16 protein-coding genes are annotated in these 17,436 nt (G+C 69.0%); 4 read left to right on the plus strand and 12 right to left on the minus strand.

The genetic code is table 11. The features are described from left to right. Positions 1-121: 121 nt before the first annotated feature. Positions 122-397, plus strand: a complete 276-nt coding sequence (locus I2487_RS01890) for a GlsB/YeaQ/YmgE family stress response membrane protein (RefSeq protein WP_207170545.1) — start codon at positions 122-124, stop codon at positions 395-397. 238 nt (positions 398-635) lie between these two features. On the opposite strand, the gene I2487_RS01895 is transcribed toward I2487_RS01890, so the two are convergent. Next, a complete protein-coding gene (locus tag I2487_RS01895; RefSeq protein WP_207170544.1) occupies positions 636-1,517 on the minus strand; it encodes a YflT domain-containing protein in 882 nt (293 codons plus the stop codon). A 93-nt stretch (positions 1,518-1,610) separates the two neighbouring features. Here I2487_RS01895 and I2487_RS01900 point away from each other — a divergent pair, with 93 nt between their 5' ends. Beyond that, positions 1,611-2,741, plus strand: coding sequence for a P-loop NTPase (locus I2487_RS01900; protein WP_207170543.1), 1,131 nt, complete (start codon positions 1,611-1,613; stop codon positions 2,739-2,741). Between the two features lie 13 nt (positions 2,742-2,754). On the opposite strand, the gene I2487_RS01905 is transcribed toward I2487_RS01900, so the two are convergent. Together I2487_RS01905 and I2487_RS01910 are read right to left on the minus strand one after the other, a co-directional pair. Then, the gene (locus I2487_RS01905; RefSeq protein WP_207170542.1) at positions 2,755-3,291 is read right to left on the minus strand and encodes a twin-arginine translocase TatA/TatE family subunit; all 537 of its coding nucleotides are present in this window, start codon (positions 3,289-3,291) and stop codon (positions 2,755-2,757) included. 26 nt (positions 3,292-3,317) lie between these two features. Then, complete coding sequence (locus I2487_RS01910) at positions 3,318-4,208, minus strand: hypothetical protein (RefSeq protein ID WP_207170541.1); 891 nt, start codon at positions 4,206-4,208, stop codon at positions 3,318-3,320. A gap of 157 nt (positions 4,209-4,365) precedes the next feature. Between I2487_RS01910 and I2487_RS01915 the strand changes: the two genes are divergently transcribed. Continuing rightward, a complete protein-coding gene (locus I2487_RS01915) occupies positions 4,366-5,016 on the plus strand; it encodes an O-methyltransferase (RefSeq protein ID WP_207170540.1) in 651 nt (216 codons plus the stop codon). 75 nt (positions 5,017-5,091) lie between these two features. On the opposite strand, the gene I2487_RS01920 is transcribed toward I2487_RS01915, so the two are convergent. The 4 genes from I2487_RS01920 to I2487_RS01935 form a co-directional block, all read right to left on the minus strand. Next, positions 5,092-5,262 (minus strand): DUF3117 domain-containing protein, encoded by a 171-nt coding sequence (locus I2487_RS01920; RefSeq protein ID WP_084479395.1) that lies wholly within the window; start codon positions 5,260-5,262, stop codon positions 5,092-5,094. 118 nt (positions 5,263-5,380) lie between these two features. Continuing rightward, positions 5,381-5,812 carry a DivIVA domain-containing protein gene (locus I2487_RS01925; RefSeq protein WP_207170539.1) on the minus strand — a complete coding sequence of 144 codons (432 nt, stop codon included), beginning with the start codon at positions 5,810-5,812 and terminating at the stop codon, positions 5,381-5,383. 41 nt (positions 5,813-5,853) lie between these two features. Then, a complete protein-coding gene (locus I2487_RS01930) occupies positions 5,854-6,780 on the minus strand; it encodes an undecaprenyl-diphosphate phosphatase (RefSeq protein WP_207170538.1) in 927 nt (308 codons plus the stop codon). Then, a complete protein-coding gene (locus I2487_RS01935; protein WP_207170537.1) occupies positions 6,777-7,619 on the minus strand; it encodes an SIR2 family NAD-dependent protein deacylase in 843 nt (280 codons plus the stop codon). Before I2487_RS01935 ends, I2487_RS01930 begins: the two co-directional genes overlap by 4 nt. Positions 7,620-7,734: 115 nt before the next feature. Between I2487_RS01935 and I2487_RS01940 the strand changes: the two genes are divergently transcribed. Beyond that, a complete protein-coding gene (locus tag I2487_RS01940; RefSeq protein WP_207170536.1) occupies positions 7,735-8,235 on the plus strand; it encodes a DUF4870 domain-containing protein in 501 nt (166 codons plus the stop codon). Between the two features lie 34 nt (positions 8,236-8,269). On the opposite strand, the gene I2487_RS01945 is transcribed toward I2487_RS01940, so the two are convergent. The 5 genes from I2487_RS01945 to dnaG all read right to left on the minus strand — a co-directional run bounded on the left by I2487_RS01945 (position 8,270) and on the right by dnaG (position 17,318). Then, positions 8,270-9,100 (minus strand): ABC transporter permease, encoded by an 831-nt coding sequence (locus I2487_RS01945; protein WP_207170535.1) that lies wholly within the window; start codon positions 9,098-9,100, stop codon positions 8,270-8,272. Continuing rightward, complete coding sequence (locus tag I2487_RS01950; protein WP_207170534.1) at positions 9,097-10,086, minus strand: efflux ABC transporter ATPase subunit, DrrA-related; 990 nt, start codon at positions 10,084-10,086, stop codon at positions 9,097-9,099. Before I2487_RS01950 ends, I2487_RS01945 begins: the two co-directional genes overlap by 4 nt. A gap of 130 nt (positions 10,087-10,216) precedes the next feature. Next, positions 10,217-12,391 carry a prolyl oligopeptidase family serine peptidase gene (locus I2487_RS01955; protein WP_207170533.1) on the minus strand — a complete coding sequence of 725 codons (2,175 nt, stop codon included), beginning with the start codon at positions 12,389-12,391 and terminating at the stop codon, positions 10,217-10,219. Positions 12,392-12,436: 45 nt separating this feature from the next. Then, the gene (locus I2487_RS01960) at positions 12,437-15,142 is read right to left on the minus strand and encodes a phosphoenolpyruvate carboxylase (protein ID WP_207170532.1); all 2,706 of its coding nucleotides are present in this window, start codon (positions 15,140-15,142) and stop codon (positions 12,437-12,439) included. 226 nt (positions 15,143-15,368) lie between these two features. Continuing rightward, entirely contained in the window at positions 15,369-17,318 is a 1,950-nt protein-coding gene (dnaG, locus tag I2487_RS01965) for a DNA primase (RefSeq protein ID WP_207170531.1), read from the minus strand. Positions 17,319-17,436 lie beyond the last annotated feature (118 nt).

Consider the following 17,436-nt stretch of genomic DNA (forward strand, 5'->3'; position numbering starts at 1 on the left):
TCTGATCGACTGTGATGAAAGCGATGTTTGTCAGGCGTGTGGCGTTCCTGACTACTTCCTGACAGGCGTTACGCTGGATTAAGACGAACCTGTCAGGTTCAGAATTCATAGGAGGAACACCATGGGAATTATTGCTTGGCTCGTACTGGGCCTCATCGCCGGCGCCATCGCTCGGGCCATCCTGCCCGGCAAGCAGGCCGGCGGCTGGATCGCCGCGCTGATCACCGGTGTGCTCGGCGCACTGCTGGGCGGCTTCATCGCCTCCGCCGCCTTCGGCATCAACGTCAACGACTCGTTCTTCGATCTGCCCACATGGCTCTTCGCCATCGGTGGCGGCGTGCTGGTGGCCTTCATCTGGCAGGCCATCACCGGTCGCCGCGGTCGCAAGACCGTCTGAACCGCCTCAGCCTGAGCCGCTCCGGCGCGAAGAACGGTTCCTGACGGAGCCGCCACCGCACGGAGTTGGCAACAGCTGAAAAAGCGCCCCGCACGTCCGAGCTCCACAGGAGCATCGGATGTGCGGGGCGCTTCTGCGTGTGCCGGAGGGTTCCTGCGGCTCGACGGGTCAGGGCCTCAGCTGCGCGGGCCGTTCTCCGGTCCGGCCTGGTCTGGCCGGTGGGCTGCTCTGGCCGGGATTACTCCGGCCGGGTGGACTGCTCCGGCCGGGTGGGCGGCTCGGACTCGCCTTGCTCCGCCGGCTCCTCGGGCTCAGGCGTGTGCGCCGTCGGTTCTTCGGCGGCGGGCATGCGCACGCCATAGCGCGGCCGGCCATCGGGAAGGTCGTTGAACGCGGCGACCGGCGCCTGGGGCGCTGGGGAAGACGCGCTCGCCTGATCGGACTCCCGATCTCCGGCACCATGATCCCCGGCACCCTGCCGATCGGACTCCGGCCGACTCGAGGCCTGCTGGCCCTGGGCCTGCTGGCGCTGGGCCTGGTGGCCCGCTGCCTGCGGGGCGGGTGTGGAGGTCGGCGGTGAAGAGGTGAGCCGGGCGGAGGGCTGAGAGGTCGGATCGTTGGAGGCGTTGAGGCTCATCACCGCGGCTCCAGGGACCAGCTGGCGGGCACGCTGAGCGGCGGAGAATTCGCAGACCACGTCGAAGGTGGTCGCCACCAGCTGGGAGGAGGAGGCGTATTCGCGCTTGCCCTTGCGCATGCCGAAGCCGATCACTCCGATGATCATCCAGATCGCCATGCCCAGCACCACCGAGAAGGCGAAGTTGTAGAGGCTGGCCTCCGGGCTGAAGAGGTAGAGGATCAGGCCGATGAAGGCTCCGAACATCGCACCCTGGGCGGCCCCGCCCAGCGCGACCCGCGGGTAGGTCAGCCGGGTCCGGATGTGCTCCACCGAACGCAGGTCATTGCCCACGATCGTCAGCGCCTTCACGTCGAAGTCTTCGGCGGCGGTGAGATGGTCCACCACCTTCTGCGCATCCTCGTAGGAGCGGTAGCGGCCCAGCAGCTCGCCGCGAGGCAGTCCCCCGGTGAACATTCCGCCTGCAGTGGTTCCAGCATTCATCGACATTTCTCCATCATCTCAGGTCGGACCCCTGTGGCGGAGCCCTCCAGCCACCGGTGCCCCCGATGCGCTCCCGGCTCGTAGACTGGGGCGGTGTCTGATCCCGCCATCACCGAACGCATCCGCCAGCGCCTGAACGAGGTCATCGATCCGGAGCTGCGCCTGCCCATCACCCAGCTCGGCATGGTGGGCGAGATCAGCGTCGATGACGCCGGCGCCGCGCAGGTGGGGGTCAAGCTGACCATCGAGGCCTGCCCGATGCGCAGCCGGATCGTCGAGGACGTGACCGCCGCCGCCGTGCGCGCCGAGGGGGTCTCCACGGCCTCGGTCCAGCTGGGCGTGATGACCCCCGAAGAGCGCGCCGCGCTGAAGGAGCACCTGCGCGGCGGTGAGACCGGGAAGGTCAATCGCTTCGCCCAGCCGGAGAATCTGACCCGGATCTATGCCGTGGCCTCAGGCAAGGGCGGGGTGGGCAAGTCCTCGGTCACCGTGAACCTGGCCTGCGCGATGGCGGCGCAGGGCCTGAAGGTCGGCATCGTGGATGCAGACATCCATGGATTCAGCGTCCCGGACCTGATGGGCATCACCGATAGACCCACCCGACTCGATGAGATGATCCTGCCGCCGGTGGCCTACGGCGTGAAGACCATCTCGATCGGGATGTTCGTGGAGGGCAACCAGGCGGTGGCCTGGCGTGGTCCGATGCTGCACCGCGCGGTGGAGCAGTTCCTCACCGATGTCCACTTCGGCGATCTCGACGTGCTGCTGCTGGACCTGCCCCCGGGCACCGGCGATATCGCCATCTCGGTGGCGCAGCTGCTGCCCGGCTCGGAGCTGCTGGTGGTCACCACCCCGCAGGCCGCGGCCTCCAACGTGGCGGAGCGGGCGGGCGCGCTGAGCTCCCAGACCAAGCAACGGGTGGCCGGGGTGATCGAGAACATGGGCCCGATGACCCTGCCCGACGGCTCCAGCTTCGAGCTCTTCGGCTCCGGCGGAGGTCAGCTGGTGGCCGAGAGGCTCAGCGCGGCGCTTCAGAGCGAGGTCCCGCTGCTGGGCTCCGTGCCGCTGGACATGAGCCTGCGGGAGGCCGGCGACGACGGGGAGCCGGTGGTGCTCTCGGCTCCGGACTCCCCGGCCGGGGCCGCGCTGCGCGGGATCGCCGCGCGGCTGGCGGTGGCGCCGCGCGGAATGAGCGGGCGCAAGCTCCCGTTCAGCCCCGCCTGATCCCGGAGCGACCTCAGGTGGCTTCGGTGTCGAAGGGTGCCACCTGGGCGACGTCGGCCTGATCGGCCGCCGAGGAGGCGGACTCAGCCTCGGTGGTGCTCCTCCCCGCTCCTGCCATGCCGGCGGCGACGGCACCCGAGGAGCGCGTCACCGACCGAGGGACTCCCCCACTCGACGGCGCCTGCCCCGGGCTGGCCGGGTCCTTGCTGCGGAAGAGCTCACGAGGGTCTGTAGCCGCCCGAGCCGAGTCCAGGGTGCCGGTCACGGCCGTCCGGGCCTCGCGGAGATCCTCGCCATACTCGTTGCTCAACGCGTCACGGATGATTCGGCGCGGATCGTATTGCCGGGGATCGTAGCGCTTCCAGTCGACGTCGTCGAAGTCGGTGCCGGTCTCCTCCTTGAACCGACCCTTGGCATCCTCGGCCATGTCCCGGGCCTGACGCGCCCAGCGGGCCAGGTTCCGGGCATACTGCGGGAGCCGCTCGGGTCCGAGGATGACGAGCGCGAGAACGATCAGGATCACGAACTCGTAGGCGTTGATTCCAGGCACAGCCCAACCCTACCGTCAGCGCCGGCTCAGTCGGTGAGCCAGGCGAGCAGCTCCTCGAAGCCGCGTTCAAGCCGCTCGGAGCCGGTGGGGACGATCGGCAGCACCTGCACCCGGGAGCGGTCGGTGGCCATCACCCAGTTGGAGATCTGCTCGGCGGTCTCGGCCGGCAGATCGGAGGTCACCACGTACTGGACCCGTCCGCTCTCCATGGCCGCGGTCCACTCCTGAGCCTCCTCGGAGATGAAGAGCTCACACTCGTCACCGGTGCGCAGGGTGAGGGTCTCTTGGACGGCCGCCGAGGTGTCCACCACGCCCTCGAGCTTCGATTCCAGGGCCGCGAGCTCGACACCGGACTCCTCGGGCCGGGTCTCCGAGATGTCCAGCCGATGCTCACCGTCGGTGAGCCGCAGCTGCACCGTGCGGATGTCCTCGACCACTCCGGTCTCGGCGTATTCGGTGGTCAGGCCGAATCCCGAGAGGTGCGGCACCGACCAGCCCAGGCTCTTGAGCGCATTCAGGCTCTCCAGCGGGATCTGCTGGATCTCGGTGCTCTCCGGAGCCCCCGGAAGCGTGGCATCGGAGGCGTCCACCGGGATCAGGTTCAGGTCGGTACTGGTCAGCGGGGCGTCGGCGGCGCCGTCGGTGGACACCTCCGCCTCCTGCAGGCTGGACTGCGCCCCCTGCGGCAGCAGCGACTGCACCGAATTGATCTGCGGGAGCGCCCGACCGCCGACGACCCATGCGGCGACGAACATCAGGACTCCCAGCATCGCGAGCACCAGCAGGGCCAACACCACAAGCCACCCGGCGCGTGGCCGAGTGGCTTCGTTGGCGACCGCTCCGCGATGCCAGCTGCGGTGTGACTCTGAGCTGCTGGCTCCGGGGACGGCCGGAGTGCTTCGATCGTGCCTGGTCATCCTGACTATCATGAAGGCTAGAACTGTGCAGAAGCTGAAATTCTTCTGAAGATCGGTCAGGCTCGGAAGCAGAAGGACGGCTCCGAGAAGCGACGATCCTCCGGATGGTCAAGCCTCGTGCCGCCCGGTTCATCCATCCGCTCGCAGATAAGGTCCCATGAAAGCTCAGCACCCCCAGCAGTCGGCCAAACATTCAAGCTGGGCCTACGCGGAACAGCACACCGAAGAGGAGCCCGCGCTCCTGCAGGCTCGACGTCGCGCGGAGAGCCTCGGTGTGCAGCCGGTGAGCCAAGGGGTGGCCTCGCTGCTGACCGTGCTCGCCGCGAGCACCAGGGCCCAGGCCCTGGTCGAAGTCGGCACCGGCGTCGGCGTCTCCTCGCTGGCGCTGCTCCGAGGCGCGACCCCGGATGCCGTACTGACCAGCATCGACTACGAAGCCGACCATATTCAGGCGGCCAGGGAGACCTTCAGGGACGCTCGGCTGGCCTCAGCGCGGACCCGGCTGATCACCGGCCGGGCGGAACAGGTGCTGGCACGGCTGACCACCGGAGGCTATGACCTGGTGTTCGTCGATGCCGAGGCCACGCATGCCGTGGAATACGCCGTTCAGGCGATCCGGCTTCTGCGCCCCTCGGGACTGTTGATCGTCAACGACGCGCTGGACCATGACCGGCTGCCCCGCCCTGCGGTGCGCGAGGAGACCACCCAGCGGATGCGGGAGCTGGAGCGCCTGGTGCTCGAGGAGGATCGGCTCCGGACCGCGATGCTGGGAGCCGGAACAGGCCTCCTGGTGGCTGCACGGCGCTGAAAGGCCTCGGCAGCAGAAGGAGCCGGGATGCAGTTCAGGCCGGCCGCGCTGTGCGCGACCGGCCTGAACCGAAGGTCATTCTCCGACGGCCTTGATCAGGCACTGCTTGAGTGCCTGGGCCTCTTCGTTGTTGATCTCCAGCACCAGACGGCCCCCTCCGTCGATCGGCACCCGCATGATGAGGCTGCGGCCCTCCTGAGTGACCTCCATCGGACCGTCGCCAGTGCGCGGTTTCATTGCAGCCATCGAGTGCATCCCTTCCGAAGTTCTTGAGCGTGCATGTCCATGCCCGATGCAAAGATCCAGCGCTTGAACTGATTCCATTATCTCGCATCTGCGAGGAATGTCACTTCACCTGAGCAAATCAGACCCTCGGATCCGGCGGTGAGGGGGAGCTTAGATCCTTGTCAGGCGCGGCATGAGCGGGATCTGCGCGACCCCGCTCAGGTTCTGTGGTGCCCTCGGGCCTGTCGATTAAAGGCTCGGGCATGATCCCTGGGGCGCCCGAGGTCGGTTCCGACCGGAGTCCCTGCAGCTCCCGCAGCTGCTCCCCCAGCGCGTCGAGCAGACGATCCACCTGATCCATCCGGTAGCCCCGCAGGGCCGAGTCGAGACGGACCTCCTGGAGGTCATCGGCAGTGATCGGCCGCGCCGGCTCGCGCAGCAGCAGCGCATCCACATCGGAGTCCCCGAGATCGGTGGCCTCCTCGGGCACCGCCGCACCCTCCCAACGGCCCAGAAGAGCGGCCACCACGAGTGCGAGCAGGACCACGGCGAGCAGATAGAGCCACAGCATGGGACCAGCCTATCCCGCGGCCTGCGTGCGGGTTCCGGTGCTCACTGCTGCTGCAGGTTCAGCTGCTGCTCATCCAGCGGGAGCTCGTCCACCGGCGGGGCGTCGTTGAGCTCTGGCTGGGTGATCAGCACGAACAGCGCCAGTCCCACCACGTAGACCGCGAAGACCTTGAAATGCCCGCGGTAGAGCAGGCGCAGCACCATCCACAGCGCCCCCGCCCCGACGACGGCGGAGACCAGGAAGCCCAGCGCGTAGTCCTCCCAGCCCAGGGACAGTCCGCCCTCGAAGCTGGCAGGGTCAAGCAGGCTCAACGACTGCAGTCCGGTGGCGGCCACGATCGTGGGGATCGCCACGAAGAAGCTGAACTGCGCGGCCAGACGCCGGTGCATGCCCAGCGCGAGCGCTGCCGCGATGGTCAGCCCGGAGCGGCTGAGCCCGGGGAAGAGCGCCGCCGCCTGGGCCAGCCCGATCACGACGGCGACCATCACCGTCATCTGCGCGGCGCCGCGCCAGGTGGTCTTCACCGAGTCCGACCACCACAGCACGATCCCGGTGGCCAGGAGCATCAGTGACACCGCCCAGGGGGTGGTGAAGACATCGGTGCCGTAGGCCCGGATGAGCAGGCCCAGCACGCCGGTGATCGCGGTGGTGATCAGGCCCAGCAGCGCGAGCCGCAGGTGGATCAGGTGCCGGAGCGTCCGACGTCGGCGCCACAGCCCGAACTCGCGCCAGATGCCCTGGACCAGGCGCTTGAGCGGTCGCCACATCACCACCGTGACCGAGACCATCGTGCCCAGGTGCACCACCAGGTTGTAGAGGATCATCTCGGGGGTGTCCGGAGACGGCAGGGGTGAGCCTTCGGCCGCCATCCATTGCTGGACCAGCACCAGATGACTGGAGGAGCTCACCGGGATGAACATGAACAGCCCCTGGATCACTCCCAGGAGCACCGATTCCCACAGGCTCATCGAGTGCGGTCCGGCGGCGTCACCTCGGTCGTCCCCAACTCTTCGCCGGTGATCGACTCGACCAGGAGCGGCAGCAGCTCCCCCGCCGGGCCGCGCAGCCGATGGTGCATGGCGTCGCTGAGCTCGGTGGGCTCGGGATTGATCTCGATCAGCGCCGTTCCGCGTTCCATCCCGAGCAGCGGCAGCGAGGCGGCCGGCTGGACGAGTCCAGAGGTGCCCACCACGAGGATCAGGTCCGCGGCGCGCATCGCCTCTGCCGCGGCGTCGAAGGCCGCCATCGGCAGGGGTTCGCCGAACCAGACCACACCGGGCCGGATCAGCCCCTGCTCGCAGACCTGGCACAGCGGGGCGTCCTCGGGCTCGCTGGGCGCGGCGGCGCCGTCGTAGCGTGACGCCGGCAGCTCCACCGGGGCCTCACAGTCGGCACAGCGGTGGGCCGTGATGCTTCCATGCAGATGCGCCAGGACCTCGGCGCCGGCACGTTCGTGCAGGTCATCGACGTTCTGGGTGGCGATGCTGAGACTGCCCCCGGCTTCGCGCAGCGCCTGCTGCCACTGGGCGAGGGCACGATGGCCGGGGTTGGGTGCGACCTGCTGGATCAGCCCGGCGCGCCAGCGGTACCAGGTGTGCACCAGGGCGGGATCGTTCTCGAACGCCTCCGGGGTGGCCAGATCCTGGGCGGAGAACCGCTCCCACAGGCCGGCCTGGACCTCGCGGAAGGTCGGCACGCCTGACTCCGCGGAGATCCCGGCGCCGCTGAAGACCGCGACTCGACGGGCGGCCCGGGCCAGGGTGAGGACTTCTTCGGGAATCGGGGGAGCCTCGGATGCAGCAGACATGTCCTCCACCGTATCGATCATGGCGCGCGGAGACTACGCTGATCTCCACGGGCCCGCCCACGGCGGCCCCAGGAGCCAGACCTGCACCAGACCTGCACCAGACCCTGGAGGAATCATGAGTCAGCCCACCCACCCCTCAGGTGCCGATGGTGAATGGCAGCAGGGTCCCGATGGTCAGTGGCACAAGGTGCCCAGGGAGCCGGTCACGGCACCCGGCAGCCCGGGGACGCACCCCGCCGGGGCGGGGCCCGGCCAGCCGTCGGCTCGACCCAGCGGCGCGCCGGGCGTGCCGGTGAGCGCGGGCGAGGAGCAGGGTTGGGGCGTGGCGATGCACCTGGGCGGGGTCTTCCTGTCCTGGCTGGTGCCGCTGGTGCTCTGGCTGGTGTTCCGCCAGCGCAGCCGAATGCTCGACGATCATGGCAAGGAGGCGCTGAACTTCCAGATCACCTTGTTCATCGCCTACCTGGTGGGGGCGGCGACGACGATCATCCTGATCGGCTTCCTGATCCTGTTCCTCGCCTGGCTGCTCTCCGTGGTGTTCAGCATCCTGGCGGCCGTCGCGGCGTACAACCGTCGCCCGTATCGCTACCCGCTGACCATCCGCTTCATCAAGTGAGTCGCCTCCGCCGAGTCCGACCGGGCGCGAGCGCTCAGCTCTTGCGGTTGTAGAAGTACATCGAGAGCGGGCCGAAGACCCCGATGAGCACCGCGCAGTAGACCAGCACCAGGGTGACGGAGGAGAACTGCCCGACGCCGGCCATGAGCTCGCGGATCGCGGTCACCACCACCGAGACCGGGTTGACCTCCACGGCGCCCTGCAGCCAGCTCGGCATGGTCTCGGGATCCACGAAGATGTTCGAGGCGAAGGTCAGCGGCATCATGATGAACATCGAGATGCCCATCGCGGCCTGTTCGGTGCGCACCAGCAGTGAGATCACCGTCCAGACCCAGGAGAGGCTGAAGCTGAACACCAGCAGCAGCAGGAACGCGGTGATCACCCCGGTCAGGCCGCCCTCGGGCCGGAAGCCCATCACAAAGCCCACGCCCAGGATGATCGTGCCGGCGAGGATGTAGCGGATCTGGTCCCCGAGCAGCGCGCCCACCAGCTGCGCCGGGCGCCAGGTCGGCAGCGAACGGAACCGGTCGAAGACGCCCTTGGAGATGTCCCGGTTCAGCGTCGGGCCGGTGTACATGGTGATCATGATCATGGTCTGCACGAAGATCCCGGGGATCAGGAACTGCACATAGCCGTCCACCGAGCCCGCGATGGCTCCACCGAAGATATAGGTGAACATCACGGTCATCATGATCGGGAAGACGGTGACGTCGAAGAGCTGCTCGGGGATGTGCTTGATCTTCAGCAGCGCCCGCCAGCCATAGGTCAGCGAGGCGCTGATCGCGCCCGCCGGGGCCGGTCGTTGATCTGCCGGGACCAGCACGCTCCTGATCCGCTGGTTCTGGTCCTGCGCCGTGGTGGTCACGCCGCCTCCTCCTGTGCGTCTGCGGTCTCCCCGTCAGTCGCCTCGTGAGCTGTCTTGTGGCCGGTCAGGGCGAGGAACACCTCGTCCAGGCTGGGCTGGCCCAGCGCGAAGGTCTCCACCGCCAGGGCGGAGTCCTGCAGGGCGAGCAGCGCCGAGGCCGCGCGCGATTCGTCTTCAAGCCGGACGGTCAGCGCCGAGGGGTCTGATTCGCGCAGGACCTCGGTCATCAGGGTGCGTCCCAGGATCTCGGCGGCCTCCTCACGGCGGGCCGGGTCCGCCACCCGCACCTTCAGCGCGCCGGTGCCGACCTGAGCCTTGAGCTGCCCGGGGGTCCCCTCGGCGATCGCCTTGCCGGTGTCGATGACCGCGATCCGGTCAGCGAGCTGGTCGGCCTCCTCCAGGTGCTGGGTGGTCAGCAGGATCGTGGTGCCGCCCGCCACCAGAGTGCGGATGATGTCCCACACCTGATTGCGGCTGCGCGGGTCGATCCCGGTGGTGGGCTCGTCCAGGAACATCAGCTGCGGGCTCACGATCAGCGAGCCGGCGATGTCGAGGCGGCGACGCATGCCCCCGGAGTACTTCTTGACCTGACGGTTGGCGGCCTCGGTGAGACCGAAGGCCTCCAGCAGGGTCATGCCGCGGGACTTGGCCTGTCGGGAGCTGTAGCCGAGCAGCCGGCCCAGCAGCATCAGGTTCTCGATCCCGGTGAGATCCTCGTCCAGCGAGGCGAACTGCCCGGTGAGCGCGATCTTCTCGCGGATGGTCTTGGGCTCGGTGAAGACATCATGGCCCAGCACCCGGGCCTCCCCCGCGTCGGGGCGCAGCAACGTGGCCAGCATCCGGATCGCAGTCGTCTTTCCGGCCCCGTTTGGACCCAGCACGCCGTAGATGCCGCCCTGGGCGATGTCCAGGTCGATCCCGTCCACCGCGGCGGTGCTGCCGAACCGTTTGACCAGCCCGCGCGTTTCAATGGCTGGCACACTCATGCGCGGCGATCCCCCTGGAATTGGTGCTGACTCAGTCTGCGGCGGCACCCGCCGCACGAGTCGGCGAGGCCCCGGAAGCCCGTTTGGACGGCTCCAGTCTAGTCTTCCGGCGGCGGAAGGGAACCCCCTCTCAGCCCAGCTGCTGCCAGAGCCAGCGGTAGATCAGCGCGTTCATCCTCGCCTGCTGCTCCGGGTTCGCCGCGCCGCCGTGGCCGCCCTCGGTGTTCTCCCAGTAGGTGACGTCCGCGCCGAGCTGCTCCAGCGCGGCGGTCATCTTCCGGGCGTGCCCGGGGTGCACCCGATCGTCCCGGGTGGAGGTGGTCAGCAGCACCGGCGGATAGTCCACACCCTCGGCCACCAGGTGATACGGCGAGAAGCTCTGCATGAACTCCCAGTCGACGGTCTCCGGGTCGCCGTACTCCGCGCGCCAGGAGGCCCCGGCGAGGAGCTGGGCGAAGCGGCGCATATCCAGCAGCGGCACCTGGATCACCACGGCCCCGAAGAGCTCGGGGTACTGGGCGAGCATGTTGCCGGTGAGCAGTCCGCCGTTGGAGCCGCCGCGGCAGGCGAGCTTCTCCACGGTGGTCACCCCGGTGCTCACCAGGTCCCGCGCGACGGCGGCGAAGTCCTCGTAGGCGCGGTGCCGATTCTCCTTCAGCGCCGCGTGGTGCCAGCCGGGCCCGTATTCTCCGCCGCCGCGGATGTTCGCCACGGCGAAGACTCCCCCGGCCTCCAGCCAGGCCTTGCCCGCGAGCCCGAGATAGCTCGGGGTCTGCGAGATCTGGAATCCGCCATAGCCGTAGAGGATGGTGGGGTGCGGCTCGGGCCCGGCGATCTGGGCGGCCCCGGAGACCGTGGCAGGGTCCGGGGTCTCCGCGGCCTGGACCGCGTCGGCCCGCCCGATCAGGAAGTACGGAACGCGGGTGCCGTCCTCGCTGGTGGCGAAGCTCTGCACCGAGGCGAGGCCATCGGCCTCAAAGCGTTCCGGCGCCTGCTTGATCAGCTCCAGGGACACCGGCTGCCCCAGGCGCAGACCCTCGAGGCTGCCGCGGTAGAGGCTGGTGGGGGTGATCCAGTCGTTGCTGGTGACCCAGACCTCCTCGGACTCCTCCTCATCCACCGCGGCCACGCTCAGCGAGCCGTGCAGCTCACCGAAGGCGGCGCCGACCCGCCACTGGCCGGCCTCGCGCCAATGGGCCTCGACCCGGTGGATCACGTCTTCCAGGATGGTCACCAGGACGCATTCGCGGGTGAGCGTCACGCCCAGCAGCGCGGCCGCCTCGGTGGGTTCGAAGAGCACCCGCAGCTCGGGCTCACCGGCGAGGAAGCGCGCGGCGTCGCCGACGATCAGGCTGCCTCCGCGGTAGGCCACCCCGTGGTGGGTGAAGTCGGTGCGCGGGCGCAGCAGGATCAGGTCCCGGTGGAAGCCCACGGAGACGTCGGTGGGCACCTCGATCCGGGTCATCGCGTCCTGCGCGTCCGCGTCGATCAGATAGGTCTCCCGGTCGTAGAAGCCCAGCAGCCGCACCCCGAAGTGCCGCTCGAACCCGGGGGTGCTGTCGTAGCCGACGACGGCGGTCATATGGTCCGCCTCGACGCTGAGCACCTCCTGGGCCTCGGTGAGCGGGGTGCCGCGGTGCCAGCGCCGGGCCACCCTCGGGTAGCCGGAGCTGGTCACGGCGTCCTCGCCGTCGTCGTGGGTCAGATAGACGGTGTCCGCGTCGATCCAGCTCAGTCCGCCCTTGCCCTGCGGCCGGTGGAACCCGCCGTCGGACTCCGGAATGAAGCGCAGGGTGACCAGGTCGAACTCACGGGTGACGTCGGCGTCGGAGCCGCCCGGGGACAGCGAGATCAGCGTGTGGCGCCACACCGCGGCGCCGGAATCCTCGCCGCCATGCGGGCGCAGCACCTCGGCACCGTGCCAGACCCAGGTCACGTTCTCCTCGGCGCTGAGCGCGTCCAGATCCAGCAGGGTCTCCCACTCGGGGGCCTCGCTGCGGTAGGAGTCCTCGGTGGTGCGCCGCCAGAGTCCCTGCGGGTGCTCCGCGTCGGTCCAGAAGTTGTAGAGGTGCTCGCCGCGCTTGGTGACCCCGGGGATCCGGTCGGAGGCGTCGAGGATCTCGCGCAGCTGCGTGCGCAGCGGGTCGAACGCCTCGTCCTGGATCCGCTCCTCGGCGCGGGCGTTGCGCTCGCGCACCCAGTCCAGCGCGCGGTCGCCGGTGACCTCTTCGAGCCAGATGTGCGGATCGGCCTGCGCGGGGTCGAGGTCCGGATTGATCAGGGGGTTCGCCGAGGAGACTGTCATCCCTCAATCCTAGCCACCCGGGTCCCGCCGCGACCGGCGGCCGGCTCAGCCGGTGTTCTGCAGCCCGGCCGCGACACCCTTGAGCGTGATCAGCAGCAGGTTGCGCGGATCATCGATCTCCTCGTCGGTGAGCTTGCCCGAGCGCAGGACCCGCAGGGCGCGCAGCTGGATCAGCGAGAGCGCATCCACGTAGGGGTTGCGCAGCTGCACCGCCCGGCCGAGGACCTGGTGCTTCTGCAGCAGGCGCGGCTGGTCGGTGATGGCGAGCACCCACTTGGAGGTCAGGTCGAATTCCTCGAGCACCACGGCGGTGAGATCCTCGCGGTCTCCCAGCGCCAGGTACCGCTCGGCGATGCGCCGGTCGGTCTTGGCCAGCGACATCTCGATGTTGTCGATGAGCGCGCGGAACAGCGGCCATTCGGCGTAGGCCTGGCGCAGCTGCGCAAGATCCTGCACGGCTTCCAGGGCGCTGCCCAGGCCGTACCAGCCGGTGAGGTTGATCCGCGCCTGGCCCCAGGCGAAGTTCCACGGGATCGCACGCAGGTCCTCCAGGGATTCCACCGAGAGTCCACGCTTGGCCGGACGGGAGCCGATGGCCAGCAGCCCGACCTCGTCCTGCGGGGTGACCTCGGCGAACCAGGGGGCGAAGCCCTCGGCGTTGACCAGGCCGTGGAAGCGTTCCCGGGAGACGGAGTCCATCTGCTCGGCGAGCCCGGAGTAGCGCTGAGCCGCCTCGGCGTTGCGCCGCTCGGTGGAGGGCGCGGAGGCCATCAGCGTGGCCGCGGCGACCTGTTCGATGTGGCGCAGCGCGATCTCCGGGTTGCCGTAGCGCGCCGAGATCACCTCGCCCTGTTCGGTGACCTTGAAGCGCAGATCCACCGAGTGCGGGGGCTGCGCGAGGATCGCCCGGTTCGCGGGACCACCACCACGGCCCAGCGCACCGCCGCGACCGTGGAACTGGGTCAGTGTGATGTCGTGCTTGATCCCCCAGGCGGAGATCTTCTCCTGGGCCTCGTAGAGCGCGAGGGTGGCGGAGACCGGTCCGACGTCCTTGGCGGAGTCGGAGTAGCCCAGCATGACCTCCATGCGCCGGCCGGTCTGCTCCAGCCGGGCCTGGACGGCCGGGTGGGTCAGCATCTCCTCGAGGATCTCGGGGGCGTTGCGCAGGTCCTCGTAGGTCTCGAAGAGCGGGATGACATCGAGCACCGGGGCGTTCTCGGCTCCGCCGAGAGCCTTCTCAGCCAGGGTGTAGACGTCGGCGAGGTTCTGCGCGGACTGGGTGAAGGAGACGATATAGCGCCGGGCGGCGTCGACCCCATAGCGCTGCTGCACCGAGGCGATGGCGCGGAAGGTCTCCAGCACCTCTTCCCCGGGCACGGCCATCTTCTCCACCGAGGCGGGGTCCTCGAGCCAGGCCAGGGTCTGGGCGTGGACCTTGGAGTGCTGGCGGACCTCGAGCTCGGCGAGGTGGAATCCGAAGGTCTGGACCTGCCAGATCAGCTCCTGCAGGTCACCGTAGGCGGCCCGGTTCGCGCCGGCTTCCACCAGCGAGTCCTGGACCACGCGCAGGTCCTGGATCAGCTCCTCGGGGACCGCGTAGGCCAGATCGGCGTTGCGCTCCCGGGTGGCCTGGATCCGTCCGGTGATCGCGAGGAGCACCCGACGGTGCGGCTCGCCGGGCGAGTGCTGAGCGGCCTGTTCGGCGAGGTCCTCGGAGAGCTGTCGCTGCCGGTTCCACAGCGCCTCGAGCTTGGCGCTGGGCGGGGTGTAGCGGTCATCGAGGGTCAGCGACATTCCGGTCCGGCGGGAACGCTCTTCCAGGTCAGCCAGGACCCGGTCCGCGGCCTGCGCCACGGCCTTACGGGTGATGGTGGCGGTGACGTTGGGGTTGCCGTCGCGGTCTCCTGCGATCCAGGAGCCCAGTCGGATGAACGCCGGCGCCTTGGGCGCCTGCGCGCCGGAGGCCTCGCCCTGGAGCCAGTCGTCCATCCGGCGGTAGGCCTGGACGAAGACCGAGGAGAAGGAGGAGTCGAAGATCCCCAGCGCGGTGCGGACCTCGTCCAGCGGTGAGGGGCTGGAGACCCGCAGCTGGGCGGTGCGCCACATGTTGTCGATCTCTTCGAGGAGCTCGCGCCGGTTCTTGGCCAGCTCGGTGGGTCCGACCCGCGGGTCGTCGCGCACGTCGAGCAGCGCGCCGATGCGGCGGACCGAGGCGGTGATCGCGTTGCGCCGGGCCTCGGTGGGGTGCGCGGTGAGCACCGGGTGGAAGCGCAGCTCCTTGAGCCGGCGCTCGGCCTCGCGCTCCCCGACCTCGTCGGCGAGGTGGGTGAAGGCGGCGGCCACCGAATCGGTGGGCTGCTGCTGGGCGAGCGGGAGTTCCCCGTCGCGGGTGCGCAGGGTCCGCACCCGGTGCTGCTCCTCGGCAAGGTTGGCCAGCAGGAAGTAGGAGGTGAAGGCGCGGGCGACCTCTTTGGCCCGCTCGGCGGAGAAGGAGGAGACCAGCTCCTCGGCGCGCGCCAGCGTCTCGCCGCTGGTGTCCTCCAGCGCGGCGATGGTCAGTTCACGCAGCGCCTCGACGTCGGCGAGCAGACCCTCGGAGCCGTACTCCTGAAGCACCTGGCCGAGCAGACCGCCGAGCAGGCTGACGTCGCGGCGCATCGCGTCGGGCACCTCGTGGGTGGCCTGGACGCGGGTGATGCTGCCGGTGGCCGGTGAGCTCGCCTGCGCGGCGGAGGGGGTTTCCTGGGGCATGTGAATCTCCTTCTCGGATGCTTCACGTGACCCCATCGTCACGCTGATGAATTTGTCCTGCTGTTGAACCTGTCCTGCTGTTGAACGTGTCCTGCTGCTGAACTTCGCGGTCTGCCGCAGCACCACGAGGTGGCTGCGCTCACTGTGTCCGAGGCAACACGTTATCAAGCCTGGTGGCGGCCCCGAAGTCGGGGGGCCTCGGACGGGTCAGGAGCACCGCAGAGGCTCAGCCCCATTCGGCTTCCCGCAGCGCCCGACGCCGATGCTCCAGCTCCATCAGCTCCCGGTTCAGCGCCTGATGCTCCTCGGGGTTGTGCGCGGCGTCCATGCGCTGGAGCCGGCCCAGCAGGTTGGCCTTCTGATGGGTGATCTTGAGCTCGACCAGCCGGTTGAGGATGGACTGGCAGTACTTCTCGAGGTGTTCATCGCTGTTGGTGGGCAGCGAGGTCACGGCCAGCTCGGAGACGAAGGACTTGATCGGTTCCGGCACCTCGTCGCGCACCGCCTGGACCCAGTTGCGCGGATCCGAGGCCGAGGCCGCCGCGATCCGCACGCCGTCGTGGATCGCCTGGTGCGCCGGGGCGGTGAAGCGCACGGTGAAGATCTCCTCCCACTGTTCGGCGGTCAGATGGGTGGGGTGCTGCAGGATCACCTCCAGCGCCTGGCGTTCCATCAGCACCGCCGGATCACGGGTGTCGGGGCGCGGATAGCCGGGGGCGCTTCGGCGCGGCTGCTGCCCGTCCGGTTCGCCGTGGCTCGGGCCGCCGCTGCGCTGGCTCCCCTGAGCCTGATTGGACTGGCCCTGGTTGTTGGCGGCGGCCTTCTCCGCCTCCAGGTGCGGCGAGGGCTGGTGCTTCTGCGCGTAGGCGACCGCCCGGGAGACGTCGTCCATCTCGGCTCCCAGCCAGCCGGCCAGCTCGCGGGTGTAGGCCGGGCGCATGGCCGGGTCCTTGATCGCGCCGACGATCGGCGCGGTGGCGCGCAGCGCGCCGACCCGGCCCTCGATGGTGTTGAGGTCGAACTCACGCAGCTTGGCCCGGATCGCGAACTCGAAGAGCGGGGTCTTGGAGCTGATCAGCTCACGGACCGCCTCGTCGCCGCGGTGCTGGCGGATGTCGCAGGGGTCCATGCCCTCGGCGCCCACGGCGATGAAGGTCTTGGCGAGGAACATATGGTCCTCCTTGAACGCCTTCAGCGCCGCCTGCTGACCGGCCGCGTCGCCGTCGAAGGTGAAGATCACCTCACCGGCGCCGCCCTCGTCGGAGATCAGCCGGCGCGCGATCCGGATATGGCCCTCGCCGAAGGCGGTGCCGCAGGTGGCCACCGCGGTCTCCACTCCGGCCACGTGACAGGCCATGACGTCGGTGTAGCCCTCCACGACCACCAGCTGGCGCTGCTTGGCGACGTGGCGCTTGGCGTGTTCGATCCCGTAGAGCACCTGCGACTTCTTATAGATCGCGGTCTCGGGCGAGTTCAGGTATTTCGGGCCCTTGTCGTCCTCGTAGAGGTGGCGGCCGCCGAAGCCCACGGTGTTGCCGGTCATGTTCCGGATCGGCCACATCAGACGGCCCCGGAAGCGGTCGTAGATGCCGCGCCCGCCGGAGGAGAACATCCCGGTCTCGGTGAGCTCCTCGTCGGTGAAGCCCTTGGAGCGCAGGTGTTTGAGCAGGTTGTCCCAGCCCTTGGGGGCGTAGCCCACGGAGAACTGCGCGGCATGTTCGCGGGTGAAGCCACGGCCGGTGAGCATCTCGCGGGCGGTCTGCGCCTCCGGGCTCTGCAGTGCGGCCTGGAAGAACTCATCGGCGATCTTGTGCGCGTCCAGCAGCCGCTGGCGGCGCCCGATCTCGGCCTTGTCGGGGCCCTTGCCGCCGTCCTCGTAGCGCAGCTCGATGCCCAGCCGGCCGGCGAGCTTCTCCACGGTCTCCTGGAAGCTGGTGTGGTCCATGCCCATCAGGAACGCGATCACATCACCGGATTCCCCACAGCCGAAACAGTGGAAGGTCCCGACCCCTGGGCGGATGTGGAAGCTCGGGGAGCGTTCGTCATGGAACGGGCACAGGCCCTTCCAGGAACCGATGCCGGCACCCTTGAGCGTCACGTACTGCTCGACCACCTCGCGAAGGTCTGCGCGCTCACGGACGGCGTCGATGTCTTCGCGTTTGATCAGTCCGGCCATGGCTCTAATCTACTCGGCAGGGCCAAATGCCGACCTGCGTTTCACGACGCTGTGGAGAGCTGTTGCGGAGTGGTGCCGCGGGCTGGCGCTGGGGCTGGTGCCGAGACCGGCTCGATGG

It is taken from the genome of Nesterenkonia sp. E16_10 (assembly GCF_017347085.1).
Lineage (GTDB): Bacteria > Actinomycetota > Actinomycetes > Actinomycetales > Micrococcaceae > Nesterenkonia.